8 protein-coding genes are annotated in these 17128 nt (G+C 47.6%); 6 read left to right on the forward strand and 2 right to left on the reverse strand.

Annotated features, from left to right (window positions below):
- Positions 1 to 18: 18 nt before the first annotated feature.
- Entirely contained in the window at positions 19 to 1875 is a 1857-nt protein-coding gene (gene mutA / locus Q0R57_RS05050) for a methylmalonyl-CoA mutase small subunit (RefSeq protein ID WP_294744317.1), read from the reverse strand.
- Positions 1876 to 1961: 86 nt separating this feature from the next.
- The gene (locus Q0R57_RS05055; RefSeq protein WP_294744318.1) at positions 1962 to 3035 is read right to left on the reverse strand and encodes a hypothetical protein; all 1074 of its coding nucleotides are present in this window, start codon (positions 3033 to 3035) and stop codon (positions 1962 to 1964) included.
- A 124-nt stretch (positions 3036 to 3159) separates the two neighbouring features.
- On the opposite strand from Q0R57_RS05055, the gene Q0R57_RS05060 reads away from it, so the two are divergent.
- The 6 genes from Q0R57_RS05060 to Q0R57_RS05085 are packed head-to-tail and all read left to right on the forward strand — an operon-like array spanning position 3160 to position 17125.
- Positions 3160 to 5343, forward strand: a complete 2184-nt coding sequence (locus Q0R57_RS05060) for a sodium-translocating pyrophosphatase (protein WP_294744319.1) — start codon at positions 3160 to 3162, stop codon at positions 5341 to 5343.
- A 31-nt stretch (positions 5344 to 5374) separates the two neighbouring features.
- Positions 5375 to 6538 carry a SpoIIE family protein phosphatase gene (locus Q0R57_RS05065; protein ID WP_294744320.1) on the forward strand — a complete coding sequence of 388 codons (1164 nt, stop codon included), beginning with the start codon at positions 5375 to 5377 and terminating at the stop codon, positions 6536 to 6538.
- 6 nt (positions 6539 to 6544) lie between these two features.
- Entirely contained in the window at positions 6545 to 8119 is a 1575-nt protein-coding gene (locus tag Q0R57_RS05070) for a hypothetical protein (RefSeq protein WP_294744321.1), read from the forward strand.
- Positions 8116 to 10926, forward strand: a complete 2811-nt coding sequence (locus Q0R57_RS05075; protein ID WP_294744322.1) for an ATP-binding protein — start codon at positions 8116 to 8118, stop codon at positions 10924 to 10926. The genes Q0R57_RS05070 and Q0R57_RS05075 overlap by 4 nt, the downstream gene beginning before the upstream one ends.
- Positions 10927 to 10933: 7 nt before the next feature.
- Positions 10934 to 11749, forward strand: coding sequence for a HAMP domain-containing sensor histidine kinase (locus tag Q0R57_RS05080; protein WP_294744323.1), 816 nt, complete (start codon positions 10934 to 10936; stop codon positions 11747 to 11749).
- 3 nt (positions 11750 to 11752) lie between these two features.
- Positions 11753 to 17125: a non-ribosomal peptide synthetase gene (locus Q0R57_RS05085; protein WP_294744324.1), complete on the forward strand. Its 5373-nt coding sequence runs from the start codon at positions 11753 to 11755 to the stop codon at positions 17123 to 17125.
- Positions 17126 to 17128: the final 3 nt, after the last annotated feature.

The raw sequence follows: 17128 nt of genomic DNA on the forward strand, positions 1-17128 counted from the left end.
ATTCAAGTCTCCTATTCTTTAAATACCAAGTTTCTGATTATATTCTTTCAAAGTCTCGAGCACGTTGCACTTAACGTGAACAAAGTTCTCGATGCCAGCGGCCTTCAGGTCTTCCATGCAAGCTGGTGCACCTGCTACTACGAACATCGCACGACCATTCAAGTACTTAAAGGCTGGGATAGCATACTCGGCATACTCATCGTCGCTAGAGCAGATAACCACAATATCGGCCTTAGCCTCTAAAGCGGCATCAACACCTTCTTCAACGGTCTTGAATCCAAGGTTATCAATCACCTTATAACCAGCACAAGCCAGGAAGTTGCACGAGAACTGTGCACGAGCCTGACGCATGGCCAGGTTACCAATGGTCAGCATGAAGGCCACAGGCACCTTCTTGGCCTTCTCCGTCGTCAGACGCAGGGTCTCGAAGTCAGAAGCCATGCGGCTGATCTTGAGGGCGGGGACGTCGGCGTCGCCAGCGTGGGTTGCGACACAGTCGCAACATACTGGCTCCTTACCCTCGCTCTTCTCGGTGAAGTTGGGGAACTGGTTGGTGCCCAGCAGGAACTCCTTACGCTTGGCAGCATCACCATGACGTTTGTCGTTGGTGGCGTTGATGTCGGCCTGGACGGTACCAGCCTTCACAGCAGCGAGGAATCCGCCCTCGTCCTCAATCTTAAGGAACAACTTCCAAGCCTCCTGTGCCAGCGCGTTGGTGAGGTGCTCGATATAGTAAGAACCAGCACCTGGGTCGACGATACGGTCGAAGTGACTCTCCTCCTTGATAATCAGCTGCTGGTTGCGTGCAATACGCTCGCTGAAGTCTGTCGGCTTCTCATAGGGCGCATCGAACGGCGTGACCACCATGGAGTGAACACCACCCAGGGCGGCACTCATAGCCTCGGTCTGTGAGCGCAGCAGGTTGACGTAAGAGTCGAATACTGTTTGATTATAGGTAGACGTAGAGGCGTTGATGATCATCTTGCAGGCGCAGTCGCACTTGGGCTCGTACTGCTTCACAATCTGTGCCCACAGCATGCGGCAGGCGCGGAACTTGGCAATCTCCATGAAGTAGTTCTCAGAGATGCCCATGTAGAACTTAATCTTCTTGGCAGCAAGATCGGCATCGATACCAGCATCGGTAAGCTGCTGCAGGTATTCATTACCCCAGGCCAGGGCGTAACCCATTTCCTGTACGATATAGGCGCCTGCATTGTTCAGCAGGTCGCTGTGAACCATAACACAACGCAGGTTGGGATAGTCTTTCAGCTTCTCCACGAGTTTCGGCATGTTGGGCAGCAGGAACGTGGAGTCCTTGCCCTTCATCAGCATACGCTCGATGGGGTCGAAGCCTACACCACCGACAATCTTCTCCTTGTCGTAGCCCTTCTTTTCGAAATAGGCCACCAGCAGGTCGGCCAGTTCGAGGGTATGGCGCATACAGGCACGATAACTCACCTCGACACAATCGAGGCAGATGTCCTTCAACAGGGCGTCGATATACTCGGCGTTGACCTCATCGTGTCCCAGCTTGAAGCCGATGCTGTCGACACCCTTCATCAGGATGTCCAGCGCCTTTTTGTTGGCAGCTACAGGGTCGCCGCCTACCACGATGTTTTGGCGGACATACCACTCGTTAGAGTCCTTCTTGTTGCCACGAACGAACGGGAATTCGCCTGGCAGAGCGTCAGGTGTCTTCATGTCAGCCAGGTCTTCGCGACGATAGAAGGGCTGTACGTTAAAACCTTCATTTGTTCTCCACACGAGTTTCTTCTGGAAGTCGGCACCTTTCAGGTCCACTTCAATCTTGTCCAACCATTCCTGTTTGGTTGGCGCTGTAAACTCGGTAAAGAGTTTTTCTTTGTTGTTTGACATAGTTAATAATGTATTATTATAAAAAGTTTTTAGTTCGAGACCGCAAAGATAAGCAAAAAATCTGTTTACTGCAAGAATATTTGCAATTATTTCATTTTCTGTATCTTCATCTGGTATTTATTGCCCGAATATTCGATGCGCATCACCCTCAGAATATCATCATCGTGGGGTGATAATGACAACGCCACATGACCCATGGTGAGACGCAGATTAATCTCGACACAGGGGTGCAGACCACCCTCGGTAATCATCATGTCGACCCCGAAAGGACCCTCGTAGCGACCAGTGAGGATAGGGGAGAGTAGATGGCAAATCTTTTCTTTTATGACATTAATTAAATCTATTGATATATAACGACTTATCGTTTCTAGTTTAGCGTTCTCTGTGGCCAATATATTACCGATGTAAGCACCATTGGCAGTATGGAAAAGTGAGAGGCCTTCGTAGCGAATCTCGCCCTCAGCAGTACAGGTGAATTCCATGCCGAAATCCTTTACCTTGTTGTAATATGGCTCCACCATGACCGACCCTTGTGCTGCCAGCAGGTTCTTCAGCCAACCAGCCTGCATCTGCAGGGGCGTATGTTGCACGTCGAGGAAGCGCAAGCCTCTTCCGCTTGACGACCACGGGGCTTTCATGATGACACGTCCATAGCAGTTCAGCAGACCTTCTACCTCGTCAGGCGTTGTGCATTCAAAGGCTTCGCCAATGGTGCCGTCTGTTTGCAGTTGTGGCAGCAGCATGGCCGAGGTACGTCGATGAGAAAGGTTGCGGATATCGTCGAGTTGCTGGTCAGAGGGCATTAGTTCTTGAGCAATGCCGATTCTATTCAGTCGGGCTTTCAGTGCCCTGTCCCAGCCCCAAGGCATCACACTGGTAGTCTGCTGAAGGCATGCTGATGGCTTATACGGCACAAACTGGTAGCTTGGTCGGCTCGCACTTCTGCCGAGTTGTCGTGTTATTGCTTGCAGGAACTTCTTACCCTCATATTGTGCCAGTTCCACGTCATCGACCAGGATGCAGTCACCTTCCTCGGCCCACACCTCTGGCAGGAATCCTAAGTCATGACGCAGTTGCCTGCCTGCATGGGGAGCTGTGAAATTGCTGAGGTTTGATGCCAGTGCAATGTCGTGTTCTGGGTTAAAAATATGCAAATTCATTTCATTTTATAATTAATATGGTGCAAAGTTACAAAAAAATAGGGTTTTATGTTCATCATTTAAGAATTATTTCGTAAATTTGCGCTCGAAAACAAACAAAACTTTTAATTTTTTAAAAAACAATATGACCATTCCATTTGAATTTTGGCTCGTTCCAGTAGCCTCAGTCGTAGCCCTGAGCATGGCTTTTCTGTTCTTCCGTAGCATGATGCAAGCCGATGAAGGCACACCCAGAATGCGAGAAATTGCAGGGCATGTGCGTCGTGGCGCAATGGCATACCTGAAGCAGCAGTACAAGGTCGTGCTCATCGTGTTTGTCGTTCTTGCCATTATCTTCTCGATTATGGCCTATGGCTTTGGCGTACAGAACCCCTGGGTGCCAGGTGCCTTCCTCACAGGAGGATTCTTCAGTGGACTGGCTGGTTTCTTTGGTATGAAGACGGCCACCTATGCCTCAGCCCGTACTGCCAATGCGGCCCGTCAGAGCCTGGATGGTGGCTTGAAGATAGCCTTCCGCTCTGGTGCTGTGATGGGTCTCACCGTCGTAGGCCTGGGTCTTCTCGATATTGCTGTGTGGTTCCTAGTCTTGAATGCTTTCGATCCCGATGGACTCATCTCCATCACCACCACTATGCTGACCTTTGGTATGGGTGCTTCCACACAGGCACTCTTTGCCCGTGTGGGTGGTGGTATCTACACCAAGGCAGCCGACGTAGGTGCCGACATCGTAGGTAAGGTGGAAGCCGACATCCCTGAGGACGACCCCCGCAACCCTGCTACCATTGCCGATAATGTTGGTGACAACGTAGGCGACGTGGCTGGTATGGGTGCTGACCTCTATGAGAGCTATTGCGGTTCTATCCTGTCGACAGCTGCCCTGGGTGCTGTGGCCTTTGCCGCTTCAGGCGAGATGCAGCTCAAGGCCGTCATCGCTCCTATGCTGATTGCTGCTGTAGGTGTGTTCCTCAGCATCTTGGGTATCTACCTCGTCCGCACCAAGGAAGGTGCCACGATGAAAGACTTGCTTCGCTCGCTGTCCTTGGGTACTAATGTGTCGGCTTTGTTCATCGCAGCCGCCACCTTTGGCATCCTCTATCTGTTGCAGATTGATAACTGGCTGGGACTCTCGTTCTCAGTCATCACAGGTCTGGCTGCTGGTGTCATCATCGGACAGGCCACAGAATACTATACCTCGCATTCCTATAAGCCCACACAGAAAATCTCTGAGGCTGGTCTCACAGGTTCTGCTACCGTGATTATCAAGGGTATCGGCACAGGTATGATGTCGACTTGCATCCCTGTGGTCACCATTGGTGTGGCCATCATGCTGAGTTACCTCTGTGCCAACGGCTTTGTGATGGATATGAATGCCGCAGCCCTCTCTCAAGGACTCTATGGCATTGGTATCGCTGCCGTGGGTATGCTTTCTACGCTGGGCATCACGCTGGCTACTGACGCCTATGGACCTATTGCCGACAATGCTGGCGGTAATGCCGAGATGAGTGAGCTGGGTGAGGAGGTTCGTCATCGTACTGATGCCCTCGACGCCCTGGGCAACACTACTGCTGCCACTGGTAAGGGCTTTGCCATTGGCTCTGCCGCCCTCACCGCCCTGGCACTGCTGGCTTCTTATATAGAAGAGGTGAAGATTGCGATGCACCGTTCTGGTGACTTTATCGTGAATCTGGCAGGACAGCAGATTGATGCGATGAATGCCACCATTCCTGATTTCATGAACTATTTCCAGGTGAACCTGATGAACCCCCGCGTTCTGGTGGGAGCCTTTATTGGTGCTATGGCTGCCTTCCTGTTCTGCGGACTCACCATGGAGGCCGTAGGTCGTGCTGCTCAGAAGATGGTGGAAGAGGTGCGTCGTCAGTTCCGTGAGATCAAGGGTATCCTTGAAGGAACGGGCACTCCCGACTATGGCTCTTGCGTAGAGATCTCTACCCGTGCTGCCCAGCACGAGATGGTGGTTCCCTCGCTGCTTGCCATCGCTATCCCCATTATTGTAGGCTGTGTGCTCGGCATTGCCGGTGTGCTGGGTCTCTTGGTGGGCGGACTGGCATGTGGCTTCACGTTAGCTGTCTTTATGGCTAATGCCGGAGGTGCCTGGGACAATGCCAAGAAGATGGTTGAGGAAGGTCACTTTGGCGGCAAGGGCTCGTTTGCCCATAAGGCTACTATCGTAGGCGACACCGTAGGCGACCCCTTCAAGGATACCAGTGGTCCGAGTCTGAACATCCTTATCAAGCTCATGTCAATGGTCAGCATCGTGATGGCTGGTCTGACGGTGCTCTGTTCATAATAACAAGAAATAACTACTAAATCACATTTATATGCCAACAAAGATTCTTAGTGTCGATGATGAGAACGATCTCGAGTTGCTCTTGACACAATACTTTAGAAGAAAGATCCGTAAGGGAGAGTATGAGTTCTATTTCGCACATAACGGTGTGGAAGCGCTGACCATGATGTTGCAGCACAAGGACATCGACATCATCCTCAGTGATATCAACATGCCTGAGATGGACGGACTGACCCTGCTGACGAAAATCAACGAGATGCAGAACCCTGCCCTGAAGTGCATCATGGTATCGGCTTATGGCGATATGGGTAACATCCGACAGGCTATGAACAATGGCGCCTTTGACTTCGCCACAAAGCCTATCGACCTCGATGACCTGAGTGTTACCATTGAGAAGGCTATTGAGCAGATTAACTACATCAAGCAGTCGCAACAGGAGCACACCCAGCTGGAGTCGCTGAAGACCGACCTCGCTGTGGCTGGCGAGATACAGCAGGCCATCCTGCCTCGTGTGTTCCCGCCATTCCCAGAGTTTGATGATATTCTCGACGTGGCTGCCTCGATGACTCCAGCCAAGGATGTGGGTGGTGACTTCTACGACTTCTTCCGTATCGATGAAGACCGCATAGGCTTCGTGATGGCCGACGTTAGCGGCAAGGGTGTTCCTGCTGCTATCTTCATGGCTGTCAGCCGTACCCTCATCCGTGCCATCGGCATGCAGGGAAATGCGCCTGAAGACACCATTACCCGTTCCAACGACCTGCTCTGTAAGGAGTCGGTCAACTGTATGTTCGTCACCGTGTTCTATGCCATCTATAACACCAAGATTGGCGAGGTGGTGTACTGTAATGCAGGCCACAACTCTCCTTACCTGATTCATGCCAATGGACAGGTGGAGGCGCTGCCTACCAGCACCAACTGTATGATTGGTGCCATTGAGGGCCTTAGCTTCAACGCTGGCTCCCTTCAGATGGAGAAGGGCGACATGCTGGTGACGTATACCGACGGTGTGAACGAGGCTGTCAACAATAGCTTTGAAGAATTTGGAGACCCACGCCTGGAGGAGGCATTGAACCAGTTGAGTGGCAAGACCTGCCACGAGACTGTTGACGGTCTGCTTAGCAGCGTGAAGACTTTCGTCGATGGCGCTCCTCAGAGCGATGATATCACCATATTATCCTTTAAACGTAAGTAATAGGTTTTGAAAGAACAGGTTAGGAATAATTTGCTGTGGGGACTTGCCTGTGTCGTTCTTGGGGCAGGATGTCTTGCGGGCTTTGGCTTTTACTATTCGCAGTTGGAAAAGACAGAGTCGTTGGAACAGCAGCTGGCCGAATTGGGCCAGAAAGAGAAACAGTCTGTGATTGTCCAGCACATCAGCACACAGATGGAGGAGATTGCCCGTGAACAGCAGATTATCAGCGATGAGCGGCGCAAGGAAGCTGAGGAGCAGACCATCGTAGCTAACGAGATGCGAATGCAGGCTGAGCAGGAGCAGCAGAGGGCCCATCAAGCCGAGTTGGCAGCCCGAGAGTCAGAGCGTAAGGCTGTGGAGGCTTCTGATGTGGCAGAGACACAGCGTCAGCTGGCTGTGCAGCGTCAGCAGGAAGCCGAATACTCTCGTAGTGTGGCTGACACGCTGAGTTATATAGCCTTGGCACGAAGTCTTGGTGCCCAGGCTGTCAACCAGCAGAACACAGGCAACCGCGAGTTGGCAGCTCTTCTGTCCTATGCCTCCTATCTCTTCACCAAGCGTTATAATGGCGATGTCTATAACCCCGCCATCTATGAGGCGCTTGCGCTGACCAGTGAGAACAACGTACAATGGTCGGTTGGTAGAGGCACCATCACGCAGAGTCTGAAGGTTCCTAATACCAACAATATCCTTGCCCTCTCAAACTATGGTGAGATAACCTATAACGAATTCAAGGACGGCCGTCATCATACGCGTACTATCTATGCTAACAGTAAGTATGACTTCCGTGATATCATTGTCCGTGATGACACCTATTATATTATAAGCTATACGGGCCATCTGTTGAAAGTCAAGGGTAATGATATACAGGAGGTTTTCTTGGAAGGAGTTAGCCATCCCTTCAGACTATTCAGCAAGGTTGACAATCAGTTGATTGTGACGGCAGAGAGAAATATGCTTCTCATTGACGCCAATACGCTGAAGGTGATAAAGACCCTGCCGCTGAACTTCGAGTGCAGAATTGCTGGTAATGATGCCTCCCATATCTATCTGTTTGGTGTCAAGGGAGGTATGTATAGCGTTGATTTCCAACTGAGTAAGGTAACATCCGAGAAGCTGCCGTTCAGTCAGCCCGTCACTTCCTGTAACTTTAATACCGATAAGGGCGACAAGGCTTTCGGCACCAGTGATGGTACCATCTATTATTTCGAACCTTCAGGACAGATGCATCGACTAGTGGGCCACCGCTCCAGGATTTCAAGAGTGAGATTCGAGAACGACCTGCTTTTCTCAACCAGCTACGATGGTACGGTGAAGTTCTGGAATACCAGTTACGATAAGATTGAGCCCATCACGGTGATGAACACCAACCAGTGGATAGGCACCTTCACCGTCTCTAAAGACAAAGAGCATATATGGACAGGCGACCAGAACGGTAACCTGAACTATACCACCATTTCTGTGGAGCTGATGGCAGACAAGGTGCTTGCCAACCTGAAACGTAACTTCACTCAAGAGGAATGGGAGTACTATATTGGTAACCAGATACCCTTCGAGACGTTTATAAACAAAGGCAAATGAAACGGTTTACACTACATATCATCATTGCCATGCTGTCTGCTATTCCCACAGCAAACTGGGCACAGGGCATTCCTCTGCTGAAAGCATATATGGCAGAGGACTACAAGGCGCATAATATCAATTTCGATATCTATGCAGGTAAGAACGGTATAGTCTATGTGGCCAACTTTGAAGGTCTGCTCTATTACGACAAAGCCAATTGGCACATCATCCATACGCCAGGTATCACGCGTGTTACCTCGCTCTACTGTGACAAGCAGGACCGTCTTTGGGCTGCTGGATATAACTTCCTGGGCTATCTGGATACCGACAACCAGGGTTCGCCGATGCTTCATGCTATCAATTTAGGCAACATTCGTGGTGAGGTGGGGCAGCTTCGTGAGGTCAATGGGCAGTTGGGCTTCCGTCTGTCTAACGGCAAAAGCTATCTGGTGAAGGGTGAGTCCGTTGTTGAGACGGGCAACCTGGAAGAAATCCACAACTATACCCATCAGATTACCTTGGACGATGAACTGCGTGTCAACATCATGGAGGGTAACGGACTCTTCATCGAAGATAATAAAGGTAAGGTCGTCTGTCATTATAGTGAGGACAACGGTCTTAGCAGCAATACCATCAACAGTATCAGCTACGATGGACACGGCACCCTCTGGGGAGCTACCAACAAGGGTCTCTTTGCGATGGCCATCCCGTCGAAATATGCTCACTATGGCCTCACAGAAGGTATTAAAGGTGAGATTTCTGACATCGAGCAGTTAGACTCTGTCATCTTCGTCAGCACCTCTAATGGTGTCTTCCGTCGTATGGGCAACTTTTTCGAACCTGTGGAAGGTGTCACTCACGGCTGCTCGCAGTTGTATCAGACAGGCAAGAGTCTGTTGGCTGCTACTGGTGTGGGTGTCTATAGTATTCCCAAATACGGCACTGCGCGTCAATTGTCTCACGAGAGTGCTATCTCCGTGATGGGTACTCCTGACAGGTTCTATTGTGGTGAGCTGAACCAAGTGATGCTTTATACAAATGGCGATGGCACTCTTGTTGCCGATGTAGAGAAAGCCACAGATATCCATCTCGACAATAACGACTGCCTGTGGATTCAGGATATCTACGGACAGGTATGGAACAGGAGCAAGGACGAGTCCAACTTCAAATTGGTATCCGATAGTCAGACTGTGGCCTCTATGGTTATCAAAGACGGAATGGTTGACGTCATCACATCTGCCGAGGGCAACGACTATCCTCTGTTTACCATCACCGACAAGTATGGCTACACCTGGATGACCAACTATGAAGGTAGGCATCTCTATGCCCTGAAGGACAACAAGCGCGTTGAGGCCTACCAGCAGGAACTTGCTCCTTTCTCCAATTATGTCATCAAGGCCCTGCTTCACCAAAAGGACTTCCTTTGGTTTGGTGGTGAGTTCGGCCTGATTACCATAGGACATCAGTTTACTGATGTCTCTATGACGACGACACCGCAGTTGTTTATTCGTTCTGTGGTGCTCAATGCCGACAGTGTTATCTGGGGAGGTTTTGGTCCGCAGCCCGAGAAGTTGTCGACTTTCGATAGTGACCAGCGTAATATCACCATCTCCTATGCCCTTGACTATCCGCCCCTTTCTGGTGATGCACGCTATCGTCACCGTGTCAATAATGGCGCGTGGTCAGTATGGTCTACCAACACTTCTACCACTTTCACCAACATAGCCTATGGCTACTATACTTTTGAGGTGCAGGCCGTTGATGCCTTTGGCAGGACTACGGATTCCGTGAAGCTTGACTTCAGAATCCGCTATCCGTTCTTCATGCGTTGGTACATGGTGCTACTCTACGCCTTGATATTCGCCTTTATTATCTATCTCATCGTCATGTGGCGCATGCGACAGCTGGTGAAGGATAAAATTCGTCTGGAGAATATCGTGCAGGAGCGTACTGCCGAGGTGGTAAAACAGAAGGACGAGATTGAAGAGAAGTCAAAGAGCTTACAGGCAGCACTCGACGAACTGGCCCAGGCTCAGAAAGAGCTCATCCGTCAGGAGAAGATGGCTACGGCAGGTAAGCTGACCCAAGGTCTTATCGACCGCATCCTCAACCCCATGAACTATATCAACAACTTCTCCAAACTGTCGTGTGGTTTGCTGAAAGACCTGAAAGCCAACATCGAGGACGAGGAAGAGCACATGACTCAGGATACCTTTGAGGATACGATGGATGTCATCGATATGCTTGACCAGAACCTGCAGAAGGTGGAACAACACGGTGTCAACACCACTCGCACGCTGAAGGCTATGGAGGAGATGCTGAAAGACCGTAGTGGTGGCATCATCGCTATGGATCTTGTTCCTGTGTTAAATCAGGACGAGGAGATGGTTCATAACTATTTCGACGCTGATATCAAGAAATATGGCATCAAGACTCTGTTCAATATTCCTATGGATGTTATTAACATCAAAGGTAATCCCGAGCAGATGAGCATGACGATGATGAGTATGCTGGGCAATGCCGTCTATGCTGTCGTCAAGAAGGCACAGCGCGAGCAGTATGCCCCAGAGGTAAGTGTCAGCGTCAGCACCTCCGATGACCATTACATCATTGTCATCTGCGATAATGGTATTGGCATCGAGGATACTATCATAGACAAGATTTTCGACCCCTTCTTTACCACGAAACCTACTGGCGAGGCCGCTGGTGTAGGTCTGTATCTGAGCCGTGAGATTATTCAGAACCTCGGCGGCGATATCAGCGTGAAGTCAGAGAAGGACGTTTATACAGAATTCACAATCACATTACCAATTCTTCAAAACTGATACGACTATGGAGAAGCAAATGGAAGACCTGCAACAGAAACTGAAGGAACAGGAGAAACTGGCATCGCTGGGATTGCTCAGTGCAGGCATAGCCCATGAAATTCAAAACCCGCTGAACTTTGTCATCAACTTCAGCAAGATGTCCGATAAGCTGTTGGGCGACCTGACAGATATTGTTGAGGACAATGAGGATAAGCTGTCTGACGATGACCGCGAGGAAGTGGAAGATATCGTAGCCGACCTGAAAGAGAATATGGCAAAGATTGTGGAACACGGCGAGCGAGCTATCAGCATCATCCGTGGCATCCTGCTTATGTCGCGAGGCAAGGACAACGAGTACCTGCCTACAGACGTCTGCCGTCTGGTGAAGGAGTATGTGTGGCTGGCCTATCATGCTATGCGTGCCAATGACAAGAGCTTCAACATCAGCATCAAGGAGAACTATCAGGAGGGCATCCCCCAGATGATGGTCATTCCCCAGGACCTAAGTCGTGCTGTTCTCAACATCATGAACAATGCCTGCTATGCCGTCCGTCAGCGCAGTCAGCAGGAGTCCGACTATCAGCCCACGATAGAAGTTGAGGTGTCAGCCAGCGATATGCTGAGAATCGTCATCAAGGATAATGGTACAGGCATGAGCGACGAGGTGAAGCAGCGTCTCTTCGATAATTTCTTCACCACCAAACCTGTAGGGCAGGGTACTGGACTCGGCATGGGCATCACCCGCGATATTATTGAGAACAAACATGGAGGCAAACTTTCCTTCGATTCCAAGCTCGGACAAGGTACCAGCTTCACATTTGAGATACCTATCAAGAAGTAATACATGTTACAACCAAACAAAGCTAAATTTATTCTTAGGCTTTTGGATTCATTCAAGGCGAATGAAGACAAGGTAGCTGTCGTTGACCAAAATGGCCAGCGACAGACCACATATAAAGAATTATTCACGAATGCCTGCAGAGTAGCAGCATATTTACAGCAAAAACAATATTCCCCTCACTCCTTTATAGGTATCTGCTTGCCGACATCAATGGAGTATGTAGCTTCAGAAATTGGCATTTGGTTAGCAGGACATGCTATCGTTCCTATGGGTGATAAATATCCCCAAGACCGCATCGACTATATCATGCATCATTGTGAATCGCCATTATTAATTAATGACGATGTTGTTCAAGCAATGATGAAGACAGAACCAATAGAAGACTATGTTCTTCCTAACGAGGATGATATCAATGCGCTTTTCTATACTTCTGGTAGTACTGGAACTCCTAAAGGCGTGATAGACACCTTCGCATCTTTTAGAATTCCTCCTTCAGATGAGTCAATAATCGACGAGGAGAATATTACCGTCATGGGAATCACGGCTCCCATGTATTTTGTTGCTTGTAAACAACTATATACAATTCTTCTAAAAGGTGGTACAGCCAACATCATTCCGTTAGAAATCATTAAAGATATCCGTCTGTTTGAAACTTATCTAAAAAAACACCAAATAGAGTTTGTTTTCATTCCTCCCAATGCTCTCGCCTATTTTCACAACAAGTCACCCTATCTAAAAGTTGTAATTGCAGCATCTGAGAGGCTCTCAAGAATAGCATCTTCTGATTTTAAGATTTATAATCGTTATGGGCAGACAGAGACTGGTGGTGCTATTTTTTCATTTCTCGTAGATAAAGAATACGAAAACACACCTATCGGCAAGCCAGACAAAGATGTTGAGTATTGTATTTTGGATTCGAAGGGCAAGCCTGTCGCACAAGGGGAAGAAGGTGAATTATGTGTTCGAGGACAATTTACCACTGGTTATTACAAAGAACCAGAACTAACTAAGAGACTCTATAGTGGTGGATGGTTACACACAGGTGATATTGTTTATCAACAACCTGATGGCAATGTCATTTATGTTAATCGTAAGGACTGGATGGTAAAGATCAATGGCCAGCGTGTAGAACCAGGTGAAGTTGAGGCTGTCATTAAGCAGGTTGAAGGCGTGGAAAACGCAATTGTCAAGGGCTTTTCCGCTAAGAACAGGCAGTTCCTGTGTGCCTATTTTATTGCCAATAACAACGTTACGGAAGATACTATTCGTGCGTATTTGCGCTCTAAGCTGCCAGCATATATGGTTCCTGCTTATTTTGTGAAGATGGATAGCTTCCCTCTTCTTCCCAATGGAAAGACAGACCGTAAGTCACTGGTTTCTCCTGTCAATAAGACAGAAGATAACGTACGGGCTCCATACGCTGCACCTACCAATAATACTGAGCGTCAACTCTGCGAAGCCTTTGAAAAGACATTATCAGTTGACCATGTTGGTATTGAGGACGATTTCTTTGAACTTGGCGGTGATAGTATTAGAGTGATGGAAGTCCAGTCTCTGTGTCCGGAACTGGCTCTTTCTTCGCAGATGATATATGAGAATCGCACGCCGAAGAATATTGCAGATGTCTGCGCACACTATGAGCAAGTCAGTTACGCACTACAGAAAGACTATCCGCTTAGCCAGACCCAGTTAGGTATTTACGTGGAGTGCATGTCGCGTCAAGGAGAAGTGGCTTATAATAATGGAATGCTTTTTCAACTAAAGCCGACAATTGACATTGACCGACTTTCCAAAGCATGTGAAACGGTTGTTGAGGCCCATCCATTCGTCAAGACCCGATTATTTGTTGATAGCCAAGGTAATCCAAGACAATTGCGGAATGACGCTGAACCATACCATCAGAGCGTGGAAACTCTGACTCAGCAAGAGTTCGAAAAGTTGGAGCAGAAACTGATTTGTCCTTTCGACCTGCTCAATGACCGCCTCTATCGCATGCGTATCCTAAAGACACCTGAAACACAGTATTTGTTTATGGACTTCCATCATATCATATTTGATGGTATGTCTTATAATATTCTCCTTCAAGACTTAAAGGATGCTTACGAGCAATTACCTGTCAAAAAGGAAGATTTTTCAGGATATGAAGTTGCTTTAGAAGAGGAGTCATCACGTAAGACTGATGCATACCTTTCTGCTAAAACGTGGTACAAGGAACATTTCAAAGATATAAAGGTTTCATCTCTTCCTATATCAGAGAAGCAGGATTCGCCAATCACTTTTGGACAAGAATATCTTGAACTAACTGTTGACTACAAGCAATTGGAGGATGCATGCAATCGTTTAAATGCCACGCCTAACGTGCTGACAACCACCGTGTTTGGCTATCTGTTAGGTATCAACACACATGCACAGGAATCACTTTTCGCTACAATCTATTCAGGGCGACAAGATTTAAAGACCCAGCGGACGGTGGCCATGCTCGTCAAGACCTTACCAGTCTATACCAAATGGGATAAGGAAACGACTGTTAAGGATTTGCTTCATGATGCAAAACAACAGCTGATGGGTAGTATGAGCAATAGTCTTTTCTCTTTTGCTGAAATCAAAGCCATGAATAATGCTATCAACAGCCATATCCTGTTCGCTTACCAAGGCGACTTGAAATCAAGTGATAGTGAATGGTTCACCTATCAGCCCTTGATTGAGAATGCCACTGGAGAGAATTTGGCTTTTGAAATCATATGCAACAATAACAAATTAATATTGCGCACCGAATACCATAGCAACGAATACACTCAGTCATATATCCAAAGACTGATGCATTGTTATGATACCATTCTTGAAGGCTTCCTCAATTCTAAATCCGAGAGCAAACGTCTCTGCGAACTTCCTATTCTGTCCGATGATGAGCAACAGGCCATTCTGTCATTAGGAACTGGCGAACATTTAGATTACGACCAAACAGAGACAATTGTAGATCTTTTCCATCGTCAAGCCCAACTTACACCTAATAACATTGCTGTAGTTGATGAGGTTTCAGGAATCACCTATGCCGAACTGGATCGCAGATCTGACCTGTTGGCCACAGCACTAAGAAAGGCGGGAGTCAACACCGATACCTTTGTAGCTATTATGCTTCCCAGACGCAAAGAGTTCCTCATCGCTGTGCTCGCTGTGTTCAAGGCTGGTGGCGCCTACATTCCACTTGACAGTGATTATCCCAAGGAGCGTCTTGCCTTTATGCTGAAAGATTCCGATGCTCACCTGTTAATTACTACAGACACCATGTTGAAGGAAAGTCAGACAGAGCCATATTTCCCAAGAGAAAAGCAGTTGCTCATCGATGATTTTGATTTCAATGAGTCGTCGGATTATCCCGTCAATTTCTCGCAGCCATCAGGTCTTGCCTACATGATTTATACATCAGGAACGACAGGAAAGCCTAAGGGAGTGATGATTGATCATAAAAACTTGAGTGCATTCTTGCAATTCCGTATTGACCTTCTGCATCTGACTCAAGAGGAGCGTTGTGCACAGCATGCTAGTTTTAGTTTCGACGCATCGCTCGACGATCTGTTGCCACCTCTTGTCAAGGGTGCGCAAGTTCATATTCTCTCTTCTGATTTGCGTCACGACATAAAAGGAATGAATGACTATTTCGTGAGGTACAAAATAACGGGTCTCACTTTAAGTACGCAACTTGGCATAGAGATACTAAGTAATTACAGTCTTTCTCTCAGATATCTGATGTTGGGAGGCTCGAAAATGCAACATATTCCCACAGGAACTACCAAAGTCATTAATGGCTACGGCCCAACAGAATTTACTGTCTGTTCCTCTTATTATATACTGGATCAGGATGAAAAGTATAGTAATATTCCTATCGGAAGGCCCGTTCCCAACAGCATCTCTGTCGTTGTTGATCACGAGGGGCGTTTAGTTCCTCAAGGAACTGTTGGTGAACTTTGTCTCATTGGTCGGCAGATGTCCCGCGGATATTGGAAACAGGAAGAACTGACAAAGGAACGCTTCGTTGACTGTTCTTTCCTAAGTGACCAGAAAATGTATCGCACTGGTGATTTGGTCCGTTGGAACGAGGACGGTTTGCTGGAATACATAGGCCGCATTGATAATCAAGTTAAACTACATGGTTATAGGATAGAGCCTGAGGAGATAGAAAACAAGATCAGTCTCTGTCCTGGAGTGATTTCCACAGCTGTTGTTGTACATAAACAGGAAAATGTCGAGTTTCTTGTTGCTTTTTATACATCTGAAAGTAATAAAGAGTTGCCTGACATTCAGAAAACGCTGATGGAACAGTTGCCCAGTTATATGGTACCTAGCCAATTGATTAGAATAGATCAAATGCCTAAGACGCCCAATGGTAAAATAGACCGTCGACAACTGAATGAATCTGTTAGTAGTCTACTTGATAATACTGGAACTCTCGTAGAACCATCAAACCAGAAAGAAAAAATTCTTCTCGACTTGACAAAAACACTGTTGAGAATCAACAATATTGGTGTAACTAACGACCTGACGCTACTTGGTCTTTCTTCTCTTGATGCCATCAAATTGTCATCTATGGCAGACAAGAAAGGCATAAGACTGAAAGTCAACGATATCCTCAATTATAAGACTATTCGTAGTATCGTTAATCGTGGGTTGTCTTTTGGGCATTGGCTGAACAAATACGATCCCAATAAACCCATCGTGGTTGCTGTTCAGGGTTTCTCGCCTCACCAGGTGCAAACTTATTTTGATGCATTGTGCTCGAGATTCTCTGTATTCATTTTTGCTTCTCTTGACGATTACTATGATGAGATGTTTAATTATCAATTAAAGTCTGAAATCATTGCAAGATACGTAAAGCTACTCCATGAGGTGTTGCCGTTTGATGCACATGTTCATGCTTTTACAGGTCACTGCGTTGGTGGTGAGCTGGCCTACCGTTGTGCTGCTAAGTGGCAGGCAGAGACGGGGCAATCACCAAAAATTGTTGTTCTGAATACGCTTCTCCGTACTGACGAAGAAGTACATCAGATGTTGCCTCCAAAAGCTGTTGTTAATCAAATGTCTCCCGAACGTCAAGAGAAATTCAATGAATGGCTGGTCCAGCACGAAAGAGTCACTAAAACGCTTGATAATGTCCCAATGCCGTCATTCAAGGGCGATGTGGTTATTTTTAGAGCTCCAGAGCCTTTCCTGGCAGTCAATCTGCTAACAATTGATGAAGAAGGTTTTGCCCGTCGCGATTCAATCAATATGCAGCGTTGGCATGAATTGCAGCCTCAAATCGAAGTTGTTACTATCGCAGCAAATAATTTTACAATGCTTGAACCACAATACGCGAACTTATACTTAGAAAAAATATAAAAA

This window comes from uncultured Prevotella sp. (assembly GCF_946407605.1).
Taxonomy (GTDB): domain Bacteria; phylum Bacteroidota; class Bacteroidia; order Bacteroidales; family Bacteroidaceae; genus Prevotella.

What these genes read in the sequence shown, in the direction of transcription:
- Q0R57_RS05055 (WP_294744318.1), bottom strand. Translation starts at nt 3,035, where the DNA reads ATGAATTTGCATATTTTTAACCCAGAACACGACATTGCACTGGCATCA.
- Q0R57_RS05085 (WP_294744324.1), top strand. Translation starts at nt 11,753, where the DNA reads ATGTTACAACCAAACAAAGCTAAATTTATTCTTAGGCTTTTGGATTCA.
- Q0R57_RS05065 (WP_294744320.1), top strand. Translation starts at nt 5,375, where the DNA reads ATGCCAACAAAGATTCTTAGTGTCGATGATGAGAACGATCTCGAGTTG.
- Q0R57_RS05080 (WP_294744323.1), top strand. Translation starts at nt 10,934, where the DNA reads ATGGAGAAGCAAATGGAAGACCTGCAACAGAAACTGAAGGAACAGGAG.
- Q0R57_RS05060 (WP_294744319.1), top strand. Translation starts at nt 3,160, where the DNA reads ATGACCATTCCATTTGAATTTTGGCTCGTTCCAGTAGCCTCAGTCGTA.
- Q0R57_RS05075 (WP_294744322.1), top strand. Translation starts at nt 8,116, where the DNA reads ATGAAACGGTTTACACTACATATCATCATTGCCATGCTGTCTGCTATT.
- mutA (WP_294744317.1), bottom strand. Translation starts at nt 1,875, where the DNA reads ATGTCAAACAACAAAGAAAAACTCTTTACCGAGTTTACAGCGCCAACC.